Genomic DNA, 19,325 nt, shown 5'->3' on the forward strand with positions numbered 1-19,325 from the left:
CGGTGAGAAGGCCCACTGGCGCGGCCTAGATTCCCTCGTCGCTTCGCAGCCGGTCCAGGGCCACGAGGTAGGCCTCGGTGTAGCTGGGGAATTGCGGGGCCATGTCGCGCAGGACCTCCAGCGGGATCTCCGCCCTGATCGCCAGGGATGCCAGGTGGATCCATTCGCTGGCTTGCGGAGCGATGGCCCAGGCTCCGATGACGACCCTCCGGTGCCGATCCACCAGCAGGCCCAGGTCCCCTCGCGGGTCCTGCTCGTAGGTCCAGGGCCGGGCGAGGGTCTCGGGCAGATTGACCTGGATGGACGCCGCGTCGATTCCGCGCTCCTCGGCCGTCTCCCGGGTCAGGCCCGCGGCGGCGATCTCCGGGCTGGCGAACACCACACGCGGGATCCCGTCGTAGCTTGCACTTCGTTCCCTGCCCAGGATGCAGTCGGCCACGATGCGGCCCTGGTACTTGGCCACATGGGTAAAGGGCATGATCCCGGTGACGTCTCCGATGGCCCAGAGCCCCTCGGCCGCCCAGCAGTGCTCGTCAACCCGCACGCCGCCCTTCCCGTCAAGGGTCGCACCGGCGCGTGCCACATCCAGGTCCTCGGCGCGGGGGGCCCTTCCGGTGGCGAAGAAGACCGCATCGACCACGACCTCCCCGCCCGCCTGCAGTTCCAGGATGCTGGTCCCGTCCTCCCCGCGCCGCCCGCTGGCCACGGTGCTGCCGGCCAGCACCTTGACCCCGAGCCGGCGCAGGTGTTCCTCGGCGAGTGCGGAGACCTCGGGTTCCTCGCGCCGCAGCAGCCGGGCGCTGCGGTTGAGCACGGTGACCTGGACCCCGAATCCGGCCAGGAAGAAGGCGGCCTCCAGCGCCACCGCGGATCCGCCCACGATGGCCACGGATTTCGGCAGCACCTTGAGGGTGTAGAGCTCGCGGTTGGTCCAGGCGGTGATCTCCCCGACCCCCGGGAACTCGGGGATCACGGGGACGGTTCCCGAGGCGATGACGATGTGGTGAGCCAGGTATTGGTTCCCGTTGGCGCTGAGGTGTCCCGGTCCGGTGATTGTCGCCTTGCCGCGCACCACGGTCGCCCCGCGCTTGGCATACCCCTGCTCCTGGGCACTGTCGTCGAGGTGCCGGGCCATGTAGTCGCGGTACTCCCGGGCCTTTTCCCAGTCCAGGGCGCTTTCGGCGGCTCCGGCCGCACCTGCCGCCTCGATGTTCACCTCGGGCCCGCGCAGGACGGTCTTGGAGGGGACGCAGGCCCAGTAGGCGCACTCCCCGCCAATGAGCTCGGATTCGAAGACCACGACCTTCTTGCCGGCGGTGAGCAGCCGGTCGGCGGCGACCTCGCCGCCGGGTCCCATGCCGATGATCGCGGCATCGAATACTTCTTCCATTGGAGTGCTCCCGTGTTCGTGTTCCTCGCGGCCGCCGTCCAGGCACCTGCCCCCAGCCTTGCACCTGGCGCGGCCCACGACCAGCGTTCGACCTGTTTCCAGGCCCAGCCGGGCGGGGTTCCCGGGCCCGGCCGGGCCTGCGCTAGGCGCTTTCCCGGTAGGCCTCGGGCATGCGGATGATCCGCCAGCGGCCGGTATCGGCCTGGCGGGAAACCTCGAAGGTGCGCAATGGGCCCACGCCGGCGAGCTTGACCTGCAATTGCCAGACCTCGTAGTCCACGAGCCCCGGGCCGCGGCCGCGTTCGGCACGCAGCTCCTCGGTCCACCAGTTCCGTCGCTCGAACCAGCGCACCGGCTCGGCCGCGAGCCGGTACTCGCGACCCTGCCAGCGCATGCGGATCGGCACCCCCGCCGGTGTGCAGTCAACCTCGATCGACTGGGTAAAGATTCCCATTCGCTCGCCACCCTTCCCGTTGCACGGGCGGGCCCGACGCCCTCCTTGCCCCAGGGGCATGAAAGGCGGTTGCGGGTTGCGCCCGTGCATTCACCAGTTTATTAGAAACTTTGTTCTAGACAAGATGAGAGTAGAACATGCGTACTACGGTTTGTTGTTGAAGGGTTCCCTTGAAGCACTTTCACATGGGCCTATGCTTGGGTGCATGAGCACAGACACGCCCCCGGCAATCACCGCGCTCACCCTTGGGGTGCGCGATGTCCAGCGGTCACGCGACTTCTACGTTACGGGCCTGGGTTTCCGCGAAATCAATTTCATCCCCGGCGAGATCCTGTTCGTCCAGGCCGGCCACGGGCTCTTGCTCGCGCTGTGGAACGTCGAATCGATGCCCGGCGAATACGGGGAAGTCGGGCACGGCCCGCTGGCCCCTCCGGTCTCACTGGGCCACAACACCACCAGCGTCGCCGAGGTCAACGACCTCTACGCCCGGGCCCTGGCCGCCGGCGCAACCCCGATCGGCGCGCCAACCACCCGGGAATGGGGCGGCACCAGCGCGTGCGTGGCAGACCCGGACGGCTTCCGCTGGGACTTCGTGCACAACCCGTCCTTCGCCATCGACGACGACGGAACCGTCACCGGTGTCTGAGAACTCCCTCCACCGATGAGGCTCTCCAGCTTGCCGATCCGCCGGATCGCCGAACACGAGCTTTCCCCCGCACCGCGCAACCAGTGGCCCCAGACGCTCCCCCCGGTGTGCCAGCTGCTGGACCAGGGCCTTGACTTCGGTGCAGCCACGGTCTTCGTGGGCGAAAACGGCTCGGGGAAATCCACGCTTATCGAGGCCATCGCGCTGGGCTACGGGTTGTCCCCGGAGGGCGGCTCCACCGGTGCGCAACACAGCACCCGGGCCACCGAGTCCGGTTTGGAGAATCACCTGCAGCTGGTGCGGAACATCGGTGCCAGCCGACGCGGATACTTCCTGCGCGCCGAAACCATGCACGGCCTGTACACCTATCTCGAAGACAATCCCTCCATGCGGCGCAAGGATCCGGAATTCCATACCATGAGCCATGGCGAATCGTTCCTCGAACTCATCCTTGACAGGTTCCGCGAGGGCGGACTTTGGGTCCTTGACGAGCCCGAGTCCGCGCTCTCGTTCTCCGGTTGCCTGGCCCTGGTGGGCATCCTGAAGGACCTCATGGCGCAGGGCGATTCGCAGGTCATCATGTCCACGCACTCGCCGCTGCTCGCTTCCCTGCCCGGGGCCGACATCTACGAGGTCGGCCCGTGGGGGCTGCGGCACAGCGCCTGGGACGAGTTGGACCTGGTGACCAACTGGCGCTCCTTCATGAACCTGCCCGAACGCTACCTGCGCCACCTATAAAAAAGGCGTGCAGGGCACCTGGCCCTGCACACCCGGCAAGCCCCCGGCGGTTACTGCCCGGAGCCGGATGGCGCCGCATCCGGGTCGAAGTCCTCGGGCAGGGCACCGCCCTCGCTCTTCCACTTGGACAGCTGCTTCTCGCTGACTTCGCGTTCGTCGGTGTTGGGTGTCAGATTGTTTCCGGGCTCTTCGTTTTCGGCCATGTTCCGGTTCTCATCACTCATGAGGCCCACGCTAGCTGTTTCGTGGAGTGCAGGCCAGCCATCCGTCGGCCTCCGCGCGCCGCACGAAGCCGCGCAGGCATTCAGTCCATCTTTGCCAAGCGGGACTTGGCGATCTGGAAAAGCCCGTAGCACCCCAGGCCAACGCCGATGAAGACCAACGCGTAAACGCCGAAGGGTTGGCTGCGCAGCGCCTTGAGCGCACCATCGAGCCCCGTGGATTCCTCGGGGTCCGCCTGCACCGTGGCAACGATGACCAGCAGCCCGACCAGGAACAGTGCCACGCCCTTGGCAACGTAGCCCAAGACGCCCAGCACCAGGGTTCCTTGCTGCAGCGCCTTGGAGACGGGCAGGGACAGCTGCTTGGCAAACGACTTCAAGATGCCCCTGGCCACAAAGACGATTCCGGCCACGGCGACGCCCGCGCCGATGAGCAGCAAGAGCGCGGGGCCGAAGGGCATGGACATGATGCCGGCCGTGGCGTCACTGGTGGACTCGCCGCTGTCCTTGCGGTTGCCCAAGGCAAAGGAGCCGAACCCCACGGCGAGCGCGAGAAACACGATGCCCTGGCCGGCGGCGGACAGCTTTTTGCCCAGCTTCGTCCTTGCCGGTGCGCGGCGGTATCCAAAAAGGACTTCGCTTATCTGCCACAGCCCCAGGGCCAGGCAAGCGGTGCTGCCGATCCACACCAGAGCATACCCGGCAGGTTGGGCCGCCAGCTGTGCCATCGCGCCGCTCTGCTCGGCATCCTTGGAATCCCCGAAGGCCAGCCTGACCGCAATGATCCCGACCAGGACGTGCAACAGGCCGCTGACGGCAAAGCCGGCCCTGGCGGCAATCACGAATGCCCGGGAATTCGAGGCATCCTCGGCGGCGTTGGCAACGTCGTTCAGTTCCTTCTTCATGCGGGTCCCCCTTGGCTGCGCCCACTCGGGGAGCTGCGTGTCGATAACGACATCCTGCCACTGTTCGGGCCGGACGCAATACGTTTCCCCCCCATCCCCGAACTCGGCGGAGTCAACAACCTGAACCTTCCGGTCACGGGCCTGGAACGCAGCCGCACCTGGCGGGCCGGCAGGCCCGGTTTTCGGCAGCTGATGGAAGTCGGCAACGAGAACCACTCCGTCGGGCTGGCCACGCAGCATCCGCGCAGAGGACCCGGGCCGGGCCTGCGGCTCGACCGGACGGGCACAATCCACGCCTCCACTGCTGGCCATGAGCCCGGCACAACGCACCGCGGCAGGACCGCTACTCGGCCGAGGGCCGCTGCCGCTGCTGCTTCGTGGCCGAGCGCTGTGACTTCGCGGCGAGCCGGCGGCGCTGTGAGCCCTTGGTTGGCTTGGTGGCACGCCTGCGCGGCCCATCCGGTGCCAGCGCCGAGACCAGCATCCCGGCGAGCTTCTGCAGCGCCATCTCGCGGTTGCGCAGCTGGGACCGCTGTTCGGAGGCCGAGACGGTCAGCACGCCGGAAACGAGCTTCGAATCCAGGCGCGAGACCAGGCGCTCGCGCTGCGCGTCGGTCAGCGCCCGGGAGCCGTCGATGTTCCAGGAAAGCTCGACGCGGCTGTCCGAGGTGTTCACGTGCTGCCCGCCCGGCCCCGAGGAACGCGAGAACCGCCAGTCGAGCTCGGATGCCGGAATCGAAAGCACCGGTGAAATCTCCAGATCCATGCTTCAAGCATCGCATGGTCCGGGGGCGCGAACGCCCCTGCGCCGGGCACGGGGCACCCGGTCCCTGCCTGCAGGGCAGGGGCCGGGCGGGGCGTCTATGCCTGGGCGTGGTCCTCGTGGAGGCACAGGATGTTGCCGTCGGGGTCCTTGAACCACGCGGCCTTCTCCGATCCAAGGACACAGACGTGGTCGACGGTCTTCAGGTCCGGCAGGTCGTAGTCCTCGAAGACCACGCCGCGGTCATCGAGGTCGCCGATCGCGTCGGCAATGTCGTTGACCTCGAAGCTGGCTGCGGTGTGGGTGGAGGGCCTTGCCTGCGGATCGCTGAGCAGGGCCAGGGAACCGGCACCGGCGAGGGTGAAAACGAGGTTGCCGTCCGCTGCCTTGCCCCGGAAGGGAAGGCCCAGGGCATCCTCGTAGAACTTCCGCGACCGCTCGGCATCGGTGACGGGAATGATGGTGGTCAATGGGCTGGTTGAAAGTGACATGGGGAACCATCCTTGGGTGGAAATCTGGCCCTCCAATTTTACGTCCGGTTCCGGGAAAAAGAGGCCCGGAAGCGTGAGTGCAGGTGCGGCGCGCGGGGGTATCGCGGCACGTCGGCACGTCATACACTGGGCCTGCAACCACCATCGACAGAAGTGAGCGGCCATGACCATCCCACAGCCTCCCGAGCCCCCGGACCGGCCGGCCGAGCCCGGCCGTGTTCCGCCGACTCCACCGATTCCGCCCGGGCCTCCCGTACCGCCCTACGATCCGCCGCCGGACCCGGGGCCATTGCCGCCCCGGCCCGATCCGCAACACCCGTATCCGCCCGCTGAACCGGACCCGATCGGACCGGTGCCACCGATCAGGTAGGCCCGGGGCCACCGACAGCGGGCCCGCATCGCCACGACGACGATGCGGGCCCGCTGCGCTTGGTCCGCCGAAGGGTTCGGCTACTGGCGCTGCGAGAGCCGGATCAAGTTGCCCGAGGGGTCCCTGAACGCGCAGTCCCGCGGGCCCCACGGCTGTTCGATGGGCTCCTGGAGGACCTCGGCCCCGGTGGCCCGCACCTGCTCGAAGAGTCCGTCAAGGTCGGAGGTGGAAAAGACCGTCATCGGCAGCACCCCCTTGGTGAGCAGTTCCTGGATGGCGTTGCCGTCGGCCTCCGAGCGCCCCGCGTGCGGGTCCGAGAGCACGATGCCCAGCCCCGGCTGGGTGTCGGAGCCCAGGGTGACCCAGCGGTGCTCGCCGGAGGCCACGTCGTTCTCCACCTTCAGGCCCAGCCCGTCGCGGTAGAAGGGAATGGCCGCGTCGACGTCGTTGACGGTGATGTGAGAGTACTGCAGTGAAATATCCATGGCTCAACCATAGGGCCGGGTGCCCCGGGGACGCTTCTTGAATCCTGCTCGATGCCAACATGCCACCCGGCACGCCCTGGTCGATCCCGTGGGGCATCTGGGCGAGGACGTGGAGATCAAGCCCCCGCTGTTCGTGGACTACGGGACCCAGCTGTCGATCGGCGAGCGCACCTTCATCAACTACAATCTCACGACCCTGGACGCCGCCCCGATCAGCATCGGGGACAACAACGTGATCGGCGCCGGTGCTGTGGTCACCGGGGATGTTCCGGCCAACGTGGTGGCGGTGGGCCATCCGGCCCGCGTCATCAAGACCCTTTAGGACCCCAGTCAGCGTCCAGACGAAGGCTCGATCCGGACCGCCGCGAGTGCGTCATCGACTGCGCACTGGAGCTGGTTGCGTCCCAGGGCGTGGCCGGAACCTCGCACCGCAAGGTCGCGGCGCTCGCCGACGTGCCGCTGGGCTCGATGACCTACCTTCCCCGGCACGGACGAACTGCTCGAGGCGGCCTTCACGCGCTTTGCCCACGGGGTCGGCGACCGCCTCGCCGCGCGGCTTGCCGGTGAGCTTTCCGGCGCGAAGCTGGTTGCGGCGCAGGTGGAGCTGATCCACGGCGACGTGCTGGATTTCCGCCGCTGTCTGGTTCTCACCATGGAGTTGTACACCCTAGCGGCGCGCGATGCGCGATTCAGGAAGATCACCCAAGGCTGGCTCGAGATCAGCGCCCGGGCATTGGAACGCCACATGGAGCCCGCAACGACGCAACAGGTTGATGCGCTCATCGAGGGGGTTTTCCATCCACCGCGCCCTGGGCACCACACCCCCGCGGGGGAACTGACGGCCGATGCGCTGGGCAAGATCCTGGGGGCCTAATACCGGGGCGTCTTGGTGCTTTTGGGGCGGGTCACGGACTTGGCGATGCAGGCGGGCATGGCTTCCACCGCTGCATGTTCCCGGTTGCGGTAGCCGCTGGGGCTTTCCCCGGTGATTTGGGTGAAGCTGGTGCTGAAGGAGCCCAGCGAGGTACAGCCCACCTCCATGCAGGCGTCGGTGACGCTGACCCCGGCGCGCAGCAGCGCCATGGAACGCTCGATGCGCCGGGTCATCAGGTACGCGTAGGGGCTCTGCCCGTAGGCGGCCTTGAACTGCCGGGAGAAATGCGCCGGGGACATGAGGGCCTTGGTCGCCATGGTGGGCACATCCAGGGGTTTCGCGTATTCGCGGTCGATCATGTCCTTGGCCCTGCGCAGGGCGGTGAGCGTTTCAAGCTCGGATTGCTTCATGGAATCGAGGTTATCAGCGCGCACCCCCACTCGACGCGGCAGCCCCTCGGACCGCCGGCAACGAAAAAACCCGTGGCCGGCGACTGCATAACAGTCACCAGACACGGGCCCTTCATCGTCCAGACAGGACGGTCACAGATGACCGGTGTTACCTGTTCATCAAGGCATCAATCTCCGACCCTGTCAGCGGACGGGTGTCCCGCCCGCGAAGCAAGAGCGCCAGCTGCGCGGAGACCTCCAGTTCCTCGGCGGAATCCACCGCATTAACCAGGCTCTTCCCGGCGACAATGCTGCCGTGGTTGCCCAGGATAATGGCTTTGGCCTCCCGGGCGGCTTCAAAGATGTCGCGCTCCATGCCGGGGTCCCCCGGCTTGTAGTAGGGAACCAGCGGAATGTCTTCGCCCAGGCGCATCACCAGGTACGGGGTGTGCGGCTCGATCAAGGAACCGGTGCCCGGTGCCAGGCAACTGAGCGCTGTCACATGCGTGGAGTGCAGGTGGACGATGGCCCCGGTATCCGGCCGCGCCTCGTACATGGCGCGGTGCATAACGACTTCCTTGGAGGGGGCGTCGCCCGAAATGTGGTTCCACCCGTGGTCCAAGAGCGACAAGCTCCCGGCGTCCAACCGCCCCAGCGAGGAGTTCGTGGGTGTCATCAGGTAGCCATCGGCCACGCGGACACTGATGTTGCCGGCGCTGCCCACCGAGTATCCACGCTGGAAAAGGCTTGCCGCCAACTCCACCATTTCTGCTCTAGTCTCGAGAAACTTCACTTACTGCCCTTTGTCTTGGAATGTTGGTGGATGGGTGGGTACCCATCAGAGGAAGATGTCGGCGACCAGGATCGTGACCAGGGCCGTAGCCCAGGCAACCGTGGTCGGAATGGACCAGGTCAGGATCTGCCGTTTCACGTCGGTGACTCCAAGCATGCGGTTGACGACCCAGAACAGGCTGTCGTTGAAGTAGCTGAACACCATGGCGCCCAAGCAGGCAGCCTGTGCGGCCAAGACCATGTTGACGTCGGGGATCTGGGCCAGGATCGGTGCAGAGAGGGATGCCGAGGTGATGATGGCAACGGTTCCGCTGCCCTGCACCAGGCGGACCATGGTGGCGATCAGGAACGGGATCAGGATGCTCGGCAACGGGAGGGTCGAGACCCACTGGCCGATGGCATCGCCGACACCGCTGTCGCGCAGCACCGCGCCCAGGGCTCCACCGCCACCGGTGACCAGCAGGATGATGCCGGCCGACTCAACGCCCTTTTCCATCTCGGCAAGAACTGAGTTGCGGTCCATCTGGCGGGCCAGCCCGTAGATGGCCAGCAACACGCCGATACCCACGGCGATCACCGGGTTGCCGATGAATGAAGCGATCTGGACAACCATGTCCGGGATGGCTCCATCGGTGGCCTTGGCCGCGGCCGAGATGCCGGTGTTCAGGAAGATCAGGACGATGGGCCCGAGAACCGGAAGCAGGGAAAGGAACAGGGACGGGAGTTCCTTCAGGCGTTCATCGGCAAGCTCGTTGAATTCCTTGAAGGCTTCCTTGGCGGTGGTCTTCTCATCGGCGACGGGCAGGATGCTGTCTCCGCCTCCGGCCGCCACGGACACCGAAACCGGTGCCATGGCGTCGATCTTGGGGCCAACGAATCGGGCGTAAAGCGTGACGGTCACCAGGGCGGGCAGGGTCAGCAGCAACCCGTAGAGGATCATGTCACCGATCGACACCCCGTAGATGCCTGCGGCACCCAGCGGGCCCGGGGTCGGCGGGACCGCGTGGTGGGTCAGCACCATGCCGCCGGCCATGGCGATGCCCAGCGTCAGCTTCGAGCGGCCGGTGCTGCTGGACAGCGCCTTGACCAGCGGGGTGAGGATCACGAATGCGCTGTCAACGAAGATCGGGATGGAGATGATGTAGCCCGCGACCGACAGCGCCCAGTCTTCGCGCTTGCTGCCAAGCCAGCGGATCATGGAGATGGCCAATTTCTCGGCCGCCCCGGAAACTTCCAGGATGCGGCCCATCATCACGCCGAAGCCGACGACCAGGCCAATGGTGGCAAGGGTGGAGCCGAATCCGGCGGTGATCGAGGCGACCGCCGCCTCGGGTGTCATGCCGGCGGCCAGCGCGGCAATGGAAGCCGCGATGATCAAGGCCAGCAGTGCATGCACCTTGGTCTTGAGCACAAGGAAGATAAGCACTGCGATGGCAACCACAAGCCCGACGATGGCCGCCGGGCTGGCAGTTGCGATTGTTTCAACCGCAAAATTCATGGTGGTGTTCCTAGGATCCGGGGAAAGTTAGTTCGCGATGAAATCGTCGCGGTATTGCTGGACGACCTGGTCGAAGTCGGTGTCGGAGACGAAACCGAGGCTGCGGGTGCGTTCGACGTCGAAGGCACCGGGCCAGGAGCCGACTATCGCATCGATCTTCGCGTCGTATGCGATCTCCACCAGGTCACGCGCCTGCTGGCCACCGACGCGGGCCAGGCTCTCGAGCATTTCACCGGCGGTGACGCTCAGTCCCGGGACGTTGAGCACCCGCCAGCCGCCAAGCGTCTCTGCGCCAAGTTCAAAGGCGTGGACCAGGTTGGCCACCGCGGCGTTGGGCGAGGAGAGCCACATCTTCGTTTCAACCGGCACCGGGCACACCGATCCGGTGCCGTTCATCGGTTCGCGGATGATCGAGCTGGCAAAGGACGATGCCGCGGAGTTCGGCTTGCCGGGGCGCACGGAAATGGTCGGCAGGCGGCAGATGCGCCCGTCGATGTAGCCCTTGCGGGTGTACTCGTTGACCAGCAGTTCGCCGATGGACTTGACCATGCCATAGGTCGATTCCGGCTGTGTGGCCAGGTTCTCCGGCACAATCTGCGGCATTTCCCCGCCGAAGACGGCCAGGGAACTGGTGAACACGAAGCGCGGGGCGGCCTTGGTGTTCCGGGCCGCCTCAAGCAGTGCCCGGGTTCCGTCGACGTTGACATTCATTGCCAGGTCGAAGTCTTCCTCGGAGCCACCGCTGAGCACGGCGGCGAGGTGGAAGATGCCCACGGTGTCCTCCGTGACCAAACCGTGGAGCAATTCGATGTCGCCGATGCTTCCCTTGACCGAGGTGACGCGCGAATCATCGACGGGGCATTCCGCCAGGTCCAGGGAGACGATCTGGTCGAATTCCACGGCGCCGGTGCCCGCGTCCTTGCGCTCAAGGAGCAGCTGGATGACACGGCTCCCGAGGAATCCGCCTCCGCCGGTAACTATGATTTTCATCTTTGAAACTTTCTTTAGTTGGGGAATTCGAGCTGGGGGTCGACCAGGGTGAGGGGAATGCCCAGTTCCCTGATCTTCTCGACCGCCGAATCGGCAAGTCCGGAATCGGTGATGATTCCGTCGATGTCGGTGAGCTTGACTGCCTGCAGGCTGGCCACCCGGCCGTACTTGCTGCTGTCGCTCACCAAGATGGTGCGTGCGGCGGTCTCCTTGATGGCCCGTTTGACCGCCAGCTTGGCGTCGGCGGGCACGGAGGTTCCACGCAGATCGAAGGATGAGGTGGACATGAACGCCACATCGACGTTGAACTGGGAAATCATCCGGGCGGTCAGCGAACCGTCCGACGCGAGGTTGGCACGGTCCAGGGCACCGCCGGCGAAGTAGAGTTCGTTTCTCGAGCGTTCGGACAGGCCCAGGGCAATCGACAGGTCGTTGGTCACGAAGACCATGTTCGGCATCGGAGCCAAGCAGTGGGCGATGGCCAGCGTGGTGGTGCCGGCGTCGAGGAACACCACGTTTCCGGGCTGGACCTGCTCGGCGGCAGCCTGTGCAATGGCCAGTTTCTGCGCTTGCTGCAGTCCTTCCTTGACCGTGTGCGACTGGTCCAGGGCCAGTCGCTCGGGCCGGCTCACACCCCCGGGGACAGAGACGACGCGGCCGAGTTCCTCGAGCCGGTGGATGTCGCGGCGCACCGTCATGTGGGATACGCCCAGGGCCTCGACAAGGCTGGTGATGCTGACACTTCCTTGTTCTTGAAGCATCTGGAGGATGGCGCGCTGGCGCTCGAGGGGAATCACTTGGCTTCGTTTCGGTAGGCGGCGAGCCATCCCAGGCCCGCGGTGGTTTCCCCGGCCGGCCGGTATTCACACCCCACCCATCCGCGATATCCCGCAGCATCCAATTCGGCCAGCACGTATGGGTAGCTCAGCTCCCCGGTGTCCGGCTCGTTGCGCTCGGGCACCGAGGCGATCTGGATGTGGCCGATGGAATCGATGGAATCGCGCATCAGCATGGTGACATCGCCCTCGGTGATTTGGGCGTGGTAGTAGTCGAACTGCAAGCGGGCGTTTGGCCGGTCGATCCGCTTAAGCAGGTCGATTGCCTGGGCTACGCTGCCCAGGAAATATCCGGGCATGTCGCGGGCGTTGATCGGCTCGACCAGCACCTCGATGTCAAAGGCGGCCGCCAGGTCGGCCGCACGCCGCACGTTCTCGACATACAGGGCCTCGGTCTTCGCGGTGACATCGCTGATGCCTGCCATGATGTGGATCTTGGGACATTCGAGGGCCCGGGCATAGTCCAGGGCCTGGGTGATCGAATCCCGAAAGTCCTGTTGGCGTCCTTCCAGCGTGGCCAGCCCGCGCTCGCCGCCGTCCCAGTCCCCCGCGTGGGCATTGAAAAGGGCTTGTTCGAGAGAGTGGGCCTCTAGCTTCTCAGCGATCAGGGATTTCTCGAAGTCGTAGGGGAAGAGGTACTCGACGGCGTTGAAGCCCGCGGTCGCCGCTGCCTCGAAACGCTCGAGGAACGGCAATTCGGTAAACATCATGGACAGGTTCGCGGCAAATTTCGGCATGATCGGCTTTCCTGGTCTTATTGGGCTTGGCTGAAGAAGTCGACGGTCCCGAAGTTTCCGGATTTCAGGGCCAGATCGACCCTTCCATCAAGTGTCCGGACCCAGGGAACGCCCGGGGCGATCGGTTCCCCCACCTCGAATCCCGTGATTCCCAACGCCGTGGTGACCGAACCGGAGGTTTCGCCGCCGGCCACCACCATGCGCTGGATTCCGTCCTGCACCAGCCGAATGGCGATGCGCGCGAAGAATCCCTCGATGGCCTGGCTGGTTTCGGCCGAACCGTAGGTCCGCTGCAGACGCTGCACTTCTTCAGGACCGGCAGTGGCGAAGATCAGCGGAGCAGGGCCGGTGGAAGGCTGTTCACTGAACCACGCCAGCACTTCCGCGTCGTAGCCAGTTGGCGAGGTCAGCAGTCGGTCGACATCCACGGCGAGACAGGGGCCCTTGGTCTTGTAGTCGGCGACCTGGTCGTTGGTCATGACCGAGCAGGAACCCGACAAGATCACGGCCGACCCGGTCTTTGACGTGAAGGACGAGCGTCCACCCCTGGCTGCCTCCGGGAGCGCCCGGGCGATGGCTCCGCCAAGTCCCGAGCCGCCAGTGACCAGGCGCATCTGGACAACGGCCTGGCCCAGAACATCCAGATGCCGGTCGCTGAGGGCATCGAGCACCGCATAGCGGTTTCCCTCGGCCTTCAGTTCGGCCAGTGCCTCACCGACTGCTTCGCGACCACGTTCAATGGTGTCCACGGGGACCAGCCCGCTGGTTCCCGTGGACTGGCCATCCATGAGGCGGACAAGGCTTGAGTCGGTCATCGGGGTGACCGGGTGGTTGCGCATTCCCGATTCGTCCAGTGGCACGCCGTTGACGAAGAGGTAGCCCTGGTACGTAGTGCGCCCGTTGACCGGCAGTGCCGGGCAGACGACGGTGAAATTTTCCTCCAAGGCGTCCAGGAGCGCATCGGTGACAGGACCGATGTTCCCCCGGGAAGTGCTATCGAACGTCGAGCAATATTTGAAGAAGATCTGCCGGGCACCGGCGGCCTTGAGCAGCTCGAGAGCCTGCAGCGACTGTTCAATGGCTTCATCCACCGGATTCGAACGGCTCTTGAGGCTAACCACGATTGCCTGCACGTCATCGGCAATGGAGTCGAGCGGTTGGATGCCCGATAGCTGGATGGTCTTCACCCCGTTGGCCACGAGAAAACTCGCGATGTCGGTCCCACCAGTAAAGTCATCGGCGATTACACCAAGCTGAACACCCATGTTCACTCCCCGTCTGCCGCGGCGCCATCACCGCTGTTTACAATGTTTCACAAAAGTTATCATATTCACACAGCAGGGGGCAATGGCGCGCTTGACAAGCGGGATTGGAATTTGGCGTAAACCTTCCGTCATTCGGGGCTTAACAACTCCTGACACCGGCCCGAGCCGGCCAATGAGACAAGTGAAGTTCACAAATATTCCCATCCTCCCCAACCACGTCACATGCCCAAGTAACGCGCACCGCTGTGGGCATTCGCCTTGCATATGCCCCCGGGCCCGGGGGCGACGACCTCCGATGGGAGACCGTGCACGGAGCACGGCCTGGCCGTCGCGCCGCGAACCACACCTCAGGCAGATTCCACATCGAAAGAACTCTTGCGAAAGAGTTCTTTCGATAGTTACGTGTCGCGCATGGACATCACCGATCCCAAGGCCATGCGGGCGCTGGCCCACCCCTGCGCATCCGGCTCCTGGGGATTGTCGGCACCCAGGGCCCGATCACCGCGGCCCGCTGCAGCGAGTATGTCGGCGAAGCCCGGACAACTGCTCGTTCCACCTGCGCACCCTGGCCGAGCACGGCTGCATCGTGCGCGCACCCGGAGCCACCGGTCGCAACCGGCCCTGGCAGATCACCGACGTCACCCAGAACCTGGACCGGAACAAGGTGGCCCCGATTCCCTGTCGGCGGCCCTGGCCCTTGGCGACATGCTCCAGAACTGGGAATTCGAACGCATGCGTGCCGGACGGCACCTTCCGGTTCCCGAAACCTGAAAGGGGCCCCTGTTCGAGGCCGTTGCCACGCTGTTCCCGACCCCCAAGGAAGCCGACACCCTCAACGAACGGTACAACGAACTCATTGCCCCGTTACTGGATCGCATCACCGACCCGACCCGGCGCCCCGCGACTTCCGCCCCCGTGCGCGTCTTCATGGCCACCGCCCTGGCCCACGATCTCATCCGCAGGGGCGAGAAGTCGTGAAAGCGCTGCTGTCCATCCCGGTCTTCCGCAGGTTCACCGGCCTCTGGACCGCCTTAAACCTCGCCGACAGCGCCTTGTTCCTGGCCCTGTTCATCCGGGCCAAGGACATCTCGGTTCCTCGAACGCGGCGGGCGCACTGCTGGTCTCGGTGGTGGACTACCGCTGGCTGATGCTCGTGGCCGGCGTGGTGGTTGCCGCCTGTGCGCTGGCCATGCTGCGGCGCGGGCACGCGGCCGAGCCCGGCCCCGGGGCGCCGGACACCGAAGCCGCGGCAGCACGCGGGGAACAGCAACGCCCCCGGTGACTCCGGTGCCCGCTACCCGGTGACGGTGCGCACCACCCGTGCGGGGGAACCCACCACGACGGCTCCGGCCGGCACGTCCCTGGTGACGACGGAGGCGGCAGCCACCACGGCGTCGTCCCCGATGCCCACCCCGGGCAGGATGGTGGCATTGGAGCCGATCCACACGTTGCGCCCGATCACCACGGGGGCCGGATGCATGTCGGCGCGGCGGCTCGGGGCAAGCTCGTGGTTCAGCGTGGCGATCACCACGTTGTGCCCGATGAGCGTGTCATCCCCGATGGTTACCCCGCCCTGGTCCTGGAACTTGCACCCGGCGTTGACGAAGATCCGCTTCCCTAGGGTGATGTTCCTCCCGAAATCGGCGTTGAAGGGAGGGAAGAGGGTCACGCTTTCATCCACCGGTTTCCCGGTTAGCTGCGCGAGCAGCTCACGGACCCGCGCCGGCTCGTGGTATCCGCCGTTGAGTTCGCCGGTGATCCGCAGCGCTTCCTGGCTCACCCGGTGCATGATGCCGTGCAGGGGCGAGTCCCCCGTGATGGTGTGCCCGGCATCCAGCTCCGCCAGAAGGTCATTGAGTTCCATGGTGTCCTTTCACCCGGGTGGCGGCCCAGGAGGCCCACACCGAGTCAAGCTTTCGATTCCGACAAAATGCGGGCGCGCGCTGCTCCCGGACCGCGCGGCAGGCCTTGCCCGATCCGCACCCCTTGCAGTGCCTAGCTCTTCCCGCTGCCCGGTCGGCGGTATTCGCCCTCGGCGACGTGCTCGAGCCACCGGGTGGTCTGCGATGGGTCATCCGCGTTCTCGAGCATCGCCAGGTGCTCCATGAAGTCTTCCGGCGTGGCGCCGTGCCAGTGTTCCTCTCCCGCGGGACAGTACACGGTTTCGCCGGGCACGGCTTCCACCACGGTGCCGTCGCGCGTGCCGAACAGGGCGACGCCGCTGGTCACGTGCAGGGTCTGGCCCCTGGCATGGGAGTGCCAGGCCGTGTGGGCCCCGGGGGCAAAGCGAACCCGGGCGACAATCATGCCCTGGCCTTCTTCCTGCGGAGAGGCGATGGGGTCCACCCAGACGTCGCCGGTGAACTGCTCCGGGCCGTTCTTGGTGGTCGGGGCCTTGGGCAGGAATTTGTGTGCCACGGTTTCTATTTCCTTTCCGCTGCGCGAAGCGCGGGGTTGCTGAGGATGCGGGTCTTGTTCCATGAACCGAGCAGCTGGAGCTTCTGGTGGGATTCCGAGCCCGGTGGTGCCGTGTAGACCATGAGCTTCAGGCCCGGCTCGGCGGTGATTTCCAGTTCCTCGTAGGCCAGGACCAGCTCCCCCACCTCGGGGTGGTTGAACCTCTTGGTTCCCGTGCCGTGGGTGCGCACGTCGTGGGCGGCCCACAGGGTGCGGAAGGCCCCGCTTTGGGTGGACAGCTCGCCGACCAGGTCCTGGATGCCGCGGTGCTGCGGGTCCTTCCCCGCCTCGTTCCGGATGATGGCCACGCACATTTGCGCGAACAGCTCCCAGTCCGGGTAGAAGGCCTTGGACGCGGGGTCCAGGAACTGGAACCTGGCAAGGTTCGGCGTCCGTCCGCCGCCGTCGCCGATCACCGGCGAATAGAACGCGCTGCCCAGTTCGTTGACGGCCAGCAGGTCCTGGGCCTCGTTGCGCACGAAGGCCACGGAGTCCTTCATCGAGTCCAGGACCCACTGCAGGGATTCACGCGGCGGCCGGGCAGGGGACGCGGGGCGGCGTTGGCGCCCCGAGGTCGGTATGCCGTCGGCGGCGCGGGCCAGGTCGAACAGGTGCGCCCGCTCGGTCTCGCTGAGCATCAGCGCACGGGCCAGGGCGTCCAATACCGACGACGAGGCACCGGCAATCGCTCCGCGTTCAAGCTTCGCGTAGTACTCCACGCTCACCCCTGCGAGGCTTGCCACCTCGCCGCGGCGCAGGCCGGCAACCCTTCGGTTGCCATACGCCGGCAGGCCGGCACGTTCCGGGGTGACCTTGGCCCGCCGCGACATCAGGAACTCGCGCACTTCCGACCTGTTATCCATGCTCCCAAGCCTACGGTCGCGCCCCGGGATGAGCGATACCCTCCCAGTGCACCCTTCGTGCAAGTCTCCGCCGCATCGTAGGTCCTCCCCTGGCGGTGCCGCCGGGCCGTTCCACGATGAGTGTCCCGGAACCCGGGGATGCCCCGGGAATGCCTTGGACATGGACCAGGGATCCGGCAGCACCGATCACCCTCCTGCCATGGAGGGTTGAACCGGATGATGTTAGCCTTTGTCGCAGTTGACGGCACGTGCCCCAAGTGCGGATGGCTGCACTTCCGCGACGCCAGCGGTCCGTGGAATCGAGTCCATCATGACGGCCACACCCAGCCCCGTTGCTCCCGTTCCCCATGGGAACGGCAAGGAGCGGTCACAGCACCCCGATCCCGGCCCGAGGGGACCTCTTGGATTGATCGTGGCAGCATCCCTGGCGGCAGGACTCGTCTTGGCGCTGCTGCTGGCCGCAGCCCCGTTCATTCCGGCCCAGGAAAGCCGCCTGACCGGCGCAATGCTGTGTGGCTTCGCGTTGGGCTGGGGACTGCTCGTGGTGCTCTCGGCACGGTTCACCGACCAACCGCAGTGGTGGGCCCTGGCGCCGGCGCTGTTCATGGGAGTGTGCGGCCTTCTTCTGGCGGGATTCGGTGCGCCGATCCAGGCGGTGCTCAACTGGGTTTGGCCACCGGCAGTGCTGGTGCTGGCCATCTGGATGTTTCTGCGTGCCCGCCGCCGGCTTCGGAGCCGGGCCGGGCGCGTGCTGGTCTATCCGGTGATCGTGGCATTGGCGCTCGCCTCGATAGGCGGCGGGTTTGAGACGGTCAGTGAGGTTGCCGATGCGCGGACCTACCCGATGCCCGGCCGGCTGATCGACGTCGGCGGCCATGCCCTGCACCTGGATTGCACCGGTTCGGGTGCTCCCACGATCATGCTCGAACCGGGTGCGGGACTGGCGTCTTCGTCGATGGGATGGATCGCCCCGGACGTCGCCCGGGAGGCCCGGGTCTGCGTCTACGACAGGGCGGGGCTCGGATGGAGCGAACCTGCCGGATCCGCCGAGGCGGGCCGGCAGGTGGCGGCCGACCTGCATGCCTTGTTGCACCGGGCGAATGTGCCCGGACCCTACGTGCTGGCAGGGCATTCCTTCGGCGGCCTCTACGTGCTCAGCTTCGCCGCCCGGTACCCGGACGAGGTCGCTGGCCTGGTGCTGGTGGACTCCACCGCCCCGAACCCGGCGGCGCAACCGGCGGCAACGGCACCCGAGGGCTCGGGATCCTCCGACATCCCGGACCGGCTCTCCGCACTGGCCTCCACCTCGGCACGGTTGGGCCTGGTGCGGCTCTACGCCTGGTCCGACTACAACACACTGCCACCGCGCTCGCGGGACGAAGCCCGCGCCACCGCCGCAAAGGCAAGCCAGCTTCGCAGCACCATCGACGAATACCTCCACGCCGGTGCCGCGGCCCGGGAGGCTGCCGCCCTGGCCGACTTCGACCACAAGCCGCTGGCCGTCCTGACGGCAGGAAGCGGAAACGCCCCCGGCTGGACCGAAAAGCAAGACGCCCTGGCAAAATTGTCACCCAACAGCGTCCACCGCGTCGTCGACGGCGCCACCCACGCCTCGCTGCTCCTGGACCAGCAGGACGCCGCCGCCGTCAGCCGGGCGATCCTCGACGTCGTCGCATCGGTCCGGGATGAAGCACCGCTGGCCAGGTGATCGGCGCACCGATGCGGGTTCCAGGGGGCACCAACGGTTTATGCCCCTGTGCCGCCGACGACCTGCTCCACGATCCGCGTCTTGGGTCCCGAGGCCAGCGCCGGGGACACCACGGGCGTGGACCAGACATCCGACCGAAGCCGGTCCAGGAATTCCTGGGCCTGGGCGCGCGAGGCAAAGTCGAGATCCAGCACCACATAGTGCCGGTCGTCGACGGGACGGAAGATGCGCTCGGCCAGGACTCCGGAGCGGATCCGCCCCAGCGGGTCGGCGCCGTACGCCCCCTTCCACATCTCGAAGTCCTTAACTCCGTGTTCAATCTGAAGCGTGTACATCGCGGTTCCCTTTCCCTTGGTGCCGATGCCTTGAGCGTAGGCGCGGTGCCCGGTGGCCCGCCATCCCAGTTTTCTGGGATCCACCCGCGCCCGGGCAACCTCCCTGCCCGGAGGACGC

The 19,325-nt window shown here is 66.2% G+C and carries 24 protein-coding genes; 6 read left to right on the forward strand and 18 right to left on the reverse strand.

Annotated features, from left to right (window positions below; translation table 11 throughout):
* Positions 1-25: 25 nt before the first annotated feature.
* Together J2T21_RS08860 and J2T21_RS08865 are read right to left on the reverse strand one after the other, a co-directional pair.
* Positions 26-1,390 (reverse strand): dihydrolipoyl dehydrogenase family protein, encoded by a 1,365-nt coding sequence (locus tag J2T21_RS08860; protein WP_307580556.1) that lies wholly within the window; start codon positions 1,388-1,390, stop codon positions 26-28.
* A 142-nt stretch (positions 1,391-1,532) separates the two neighbouring features.
* The gene (locus tag J2T21_RS08865) at positions 1,533-1,844 is read right to left on the reverse strand and encodes a hypothetical protein (protein ID WP_071215143.1); all 312 of its coding nucleotides are present in this window, start codon (positions 1,842-1,844) and stop codon (positions 1,533-1,535) included.
* A 205-nt stretch (positions 1,845-2,049) separates the two neighbouring features.
* Between J2T21_RS08865 and J2T21_RS08870 the strand changes: the two genes are divergently transcribed.
* A complete protein-coding gene (locus tag J2T21_RS08870) occupies positions 2,050-2,490 on the forward strand; it encodes a VOC family protein (protein ID WP_307580558.1) in 441 nt (146 codons plus the stop codon).
* A gap of 15 nt (positions 2,491-2,505) precedes the next feature.
* Positions 2,506-3,228, forward strand: a complete 723-nt coding sequence (locus J2T21_RS08875) for an AAA family ATPase (RefSeq protein WP_307580560.1) — start codon at positions 2,506-2,508, stop codon at positions 3,226-3,228.
* A 50-nt stretch (positions 3,229-3,278) separates the two neighbouring features.
* Here the strand turns inward: J2T21_RS08875 and J2T21_RS08880 are convergent, their stop codons facing one another.
* The 5 genes from J2T21_RS08880 to J2T21_RS08900 all read right to left on the reverse strand — a co-directional run bounded on the left by J2T21_RS08880 (position 3,279) and on the right by J2T21_RS08900 (position 6,463).
* On the reverse strand, positions 3,279-3,452 hold the full coding sequence (locus J2T21_RS08880; protein WP_307580562.1) for a hypothetical protein: 174 nt from the start codon (positions 3,450-3,452) through the stop codon (positions 3,279-3,281).
* A gap of 80 nt (positions 3,453-3,532) precedes the next feature.
* Entirely contained in the window at positions 3,533-4,354 is an 822-nt protein-coding gene (locus tag J2T21_RS08885) for a DUF1206 domain-containing protein (protein WP_307580564.1), read from the reverse strand.
* Between the two features lie 343 nt (positions 4,355-4,697).
* Positions 4,698-5,120: an alternative ribosome rescue aminoacyl-tRNA hydrolase ArfB gene (gene arfB, locus J2T21_RS08890; protein ID WP_307580566.1), complete on the reverse strand. Its 423-nt coding sequence runs from the start codon at positions 5,118-5,120 to the stop codon at positions 4,698-4,700.
* Positions 5,121-5,215: 95 nt separating this feature from the next.
* Positions 5,216-5,608, reverse strand: coding sequence for a VOC family protein (locus J2T21_RS08895; protein ID WP_307580568.1), 393 nt, complete (start codon positions 5,606-5,608; stop codon positions 5,216-5,218).
* Between the two features lie 450 nt (positions 5,609-6,058).
* A complete protein-coding gene (locus tag J2T21_RS08900) occupies positions 6,059-6,463 on the reverse strand; it encodes a VOC family protein (protein ID WP_071215149.1) in 405 nt (134 codons plus the stop codon).
* Positions 6,464-6,500: 37 nt separating this feature from the next.
* On the opposite strand from J2T21_RS08900, the gene J2T21_RS08905 reads away from it, so the two are divergent.
* The gene (locus J2T21_RS08905) at positions 6,501-6,785 is read left to right on the forward strand and encodes a hypothetical protein (RefSeq protein WP_307580570.1); all 285 of its coding nucleotides are present in this window, start codon (positions 6,501-6,503) and stop codon (positions 6,783-6,785) included.
* A gap of 276 nt (positions 6,786-7,061) precedes the next feature.
* Positions 7,062-7,337 carry a hypothetical protein gene (locus tag J2T21_RS08910; RefSeq protein WP_307580572.1) on the forward strand — a complete coding sequence of 92 codons (276 nt, stop codon included), beginning with the start codon at positions 7,062-7,064 and terminating at the stop codon, positions 7,335-7,337.
* Here J2T21_RS08910 and J2T21_RS08915 read toward each other — a convergent pair.
* The 7 genes from J2T21_RS08915 to otnK all read right to left on the reverse strand — a co-directional run bounded on the left by J2T21_RS08915 (position 7,334) and on the right by otnK (position 13,844).
* Entirely contained in the window at positions 7,334-7,747 is a 414-nt protein-coding gene (locus tag J2T21_RS08915; protein ID WP_307580574.1) for a helix-turn-helix domain-containing protein, read from the reverse strand. The genes J2T21_RS08910 and J2T21_RS08915 overlap by 4 nt on opposite strands.
* Positions 7,748-7,895: 148 nt before the next feature.
* The gene (gene otnC / locus J2T21_RS08920; RefSeq protein WP_307580576.1) at positions 7,896-8,519 is read right to left on the reverse strand and encodes a 3-oxo-tetronate 4-phosphate decarboxylase; all 624 of its coding nucleotides are present in this window, start codon (positions 8,517-8,519) and stop codon (positions 7,896-7,898) included.
* Positions 8,520-8,564: 45 nt separating this feature from the next.
* Positions 8,565-10,016, reverse strand: a complete 1,452-nt coding sequence (locus J2T21_RS08925) for a GntP family permease (protein ID WP_307580578.1) — start codon at positions 10,014-10,016, stop codon at positions 8,565-8,567.
* A 27-nt stretch (positions 10,017-10,043) separates the two neighbouring features.
* Positions 10,044-11,006: a D-erythronate dehydrogenase gene (gene denD / locus J2T21_RS08930; protein WP_307580580.1), complete on the reverse strand. Its 963-nt coding sequence runs from the start codon at positions 11,004-11,006 to the stop codon at positions 10,044-10,046.
* A gap of 14 nt (positions 11,007-11,020) precedes the next feature.
* The gene (locus J2T21_RS08935) at positions 11,021-11,803 is read right to left on the reverse strand and encodes a DeoR/GlpR family DNA-binding transcription regulator (RefSeq protein WP_307580582.1); all 783 of its coding nucleotides are present in this window, start codon (positions 11,801-11,803) and stop codon (positions 11,021-11,023) included.
* Entirely contained in the window at positions 11,800-12,579 is a 780-nt protein-coding gene (otnI, locus tag J2T21_RS08940) for a 2-oxo-tetronate isomerase (protein WP_307580583.1), read from the reverse strand. The genes J2T21_RS08935 and otnI overlap by 4 nt, the downstream gene beginning before the upstream one ends.
* A gap of 17 nt (positions 12,580-12,596) precedes the next feature.
* Positions 12,597-13,844 (reverse strand): 3-oxo-tetronate kinase, encoded by a 1,248-nt coding sequence (gene otnK, locus J2T21_RS08945; RefSeq protein ID WP_307580584.1) that lies wholly within the window; start codon positions 13,842-13,844, stop codon positions 12,597-12,599.
* 1,126 nt (positions 13,845-14,970) lie between these two features.
* Here otnK and J2T21_RS08950 point away from each other — a divergent pair.
* The gene (locus tag J2T21_RS08950; RefSeq protein WP_307580585.1) at positions 14,971-15,126 is read left to right on the forward strand and encodes a hypothetical protein; all 156 of its coding nucleotides are present in this window, start codon (positions 14,971-14,973) and stop codon (positions 15,124-15,126) included.
* 12 nt (positions 15,127-15,138) lie between these two features.
* Here J2T21_RS08950 and J2T21_RS08955 read toward each other — a convergent pair whose 3' ends face one another.
* From J2T21_RS08955 to J2T21_RS08965, 3 genes are all read right to left on the reverse strand, one after another.
* A complete protein-coding gene (locus J2T21_RS08955; RefSeq protein ID WP_307580587.1) occupies positions 15,139-15,708 on the reverse strand; it encodes a DapH/DapD/GlmU-related protein in 570 nt (189 codons plus the stop codon).
* A gap of 131 nt (positions 15,709-15,839) precedes the next feature.
* Entirely contained in the window at positions 15,840-16,262 is a 423-nt protein-coding gene (locus tag J2T21_RS08960) for a (R)-mandelonitrile lyase (protein ID WP_307580589.1), read from the reverse strand.
* Between the two features lie 5 nt (positions 16,263-16,267).
* Positions 16,268-17,164, reverse strand: coding sequence for a helix-turn-helix transcriptional regulator (locus tag J2T21_RS08965; RefSeq protein ID WP_307580591.1), 897 nt, complete (start codon positions 17,162-17,164; stop codon positions 16,268-16,270).
* Between the two features lie 412 nt (positions 17,165-17,576).
* Here J2T21_RS08965 and J2T21_RS08970 point away from each other — a divergent pair, with 412 nt between their 5' ends.
* Positions 17,577-18,872: an alpha/beta hydrolase gene (locus tag J2T21_RS08970; RefSeq protein WP_307580593.1), complete on the forward strand. Its 1,296-nt coding sequence runs from the start codon at positions 17,577-17,579 to the stop codon at positions 18,870-18,872.
* A gap of 38 nt (positions 18,873-18,910) precedes the next feature.
* On the opposite strand, the gene J2T21_RS08975 is transcribed toward J2T21_RS08970, so the two are convergent.
* A complete protein-coding gene (locus J2T21_RS08975; RefSeq protein ID WP_307580595.1) occupies positions 18,911-19,291 on the reverse strand; it encodes a hypothetical protein in 381 nt (126 codons plus the stop codon).
* Positions 19,292-19,325 lie beyond the last annotated feature (34 nt).

Source organism: Paeniglutamicibacter psychrophenolicus (assembly GCF_030812255.1).
GTDB classification, from domain to species: domain Bacteria; phylum Actinomycetota; class Actinomycetes; order Actinomycetales; family Micrococcaceae; genus Paeniglutamicibacter; species Paeniglutamicibacter psychrophenolicus_A.

Coding starts and splice junctions, on each gene's coding strand:
- J2T21_RS08900 (WP_071215149.1), bottom strand. CDS start 6,463: ATGGATATTTCACTGCAGTACTCTCACATCACCGTCAACGACGTCGAC.
- J2T21_RS08925 (WP_307580578.1), bottom strand. CDS start 10,016: ATGAATTTTGCGGTTGAAACAATCGCAACTGCCAGCCCGGCGGCCATC.
- J2T21_RS08955 (WP_307580587.1), bottom strand. CDS start 15,708: ATGGAACTCAATGACCTTCTGGCGGAGCTGGATGCCGGGCACACCATC.
- arfB (WP_307580566.1), bottom strand. CDS start 5,120: ATGGATCTGGAGATTTCACCGGTGCTTTCGATTCCGGCATCCGAGCTC.
- denD (WP_307580580.1), bottom strand. CDS start 11,006: ATGAAAATCATAGTTACCGGCGGAGGCGGATTCCTCGGGAGCCGTGTC.
- otnK (WP_307580584.1), bottom strand. CDS start 13,844: ATGGGTGTTCAGCTTGGTGTAATCGCCGATGACTTTACTGGTGGGACC.
- J2T21_RS08875 (WP_307580560.1), top strand. CDS start 2,506: ATGAGGCTCTCCAGCTTGCCGATCCGCCGGATCGCCGAACACGAGCTT.
- J2T21_RS08865 (WP_071215143.1), bottom strand. CDS start 1,844: ATGGGAATCTTTACCCAGTCGATCGAGGTTGACTGCACACCGGCGGGG.
- J2T21_RS08880 (WP_307580562.1), bottom strand. CDS start 3,452: ATGAGTGATGAGAACCGGAACATGGCCGAAAACGAAGAGCCCGGAAAC.
- J2T21_RS08885 (WP_307580564.1), bottom strand. CDS start 4,354: ATGAAGAAGGAACTGAACGACGTTGCCAACGCCGCCGAGGATGCCTCG.
- otnI (WP_307580583.1), bottom strand. CDS start 12,579: ATGCCGAAATTTGCCGCGAACCTGTCCATGATGTTTACCGAATTGCCG.
- J2T21_RS08870 (WP_307580558.1), top strand. CDS start 2,050: ATGAGCACAGACACGCCCCCGGCAATCACCGCGCTCACCCTTGGGGTG.
- J2T21_RS08895 (WP_307580568.1), bottom strand. CDS start 5,608: ATGTCACTTTCAACCAGCCCATTGACCACCATCATTCCCGTCACCGAT.
- J2T21_RS08860 (WP_307580556.1), bottom strand. CDS start 1,390: ATGGAAGAAGTATTCGATGCCGCGATCATCGGCATGGGACCCGGCGGC.
- J2T21_RS08965 (WP_307580591.1), bottom strand. CDS start 17,164: ATGGATAACAGGTCGGAAGTGCGCGAGTTCCTGATGTCGCGGCGGGCC.
- J2T21_RS08915 (WP_307580574.1), bottom strand. CDS start 7,747: ATGAAGCAATCCGAGCTTGAAACGCTCACCGCCCTGCGCAGGGCCAAG.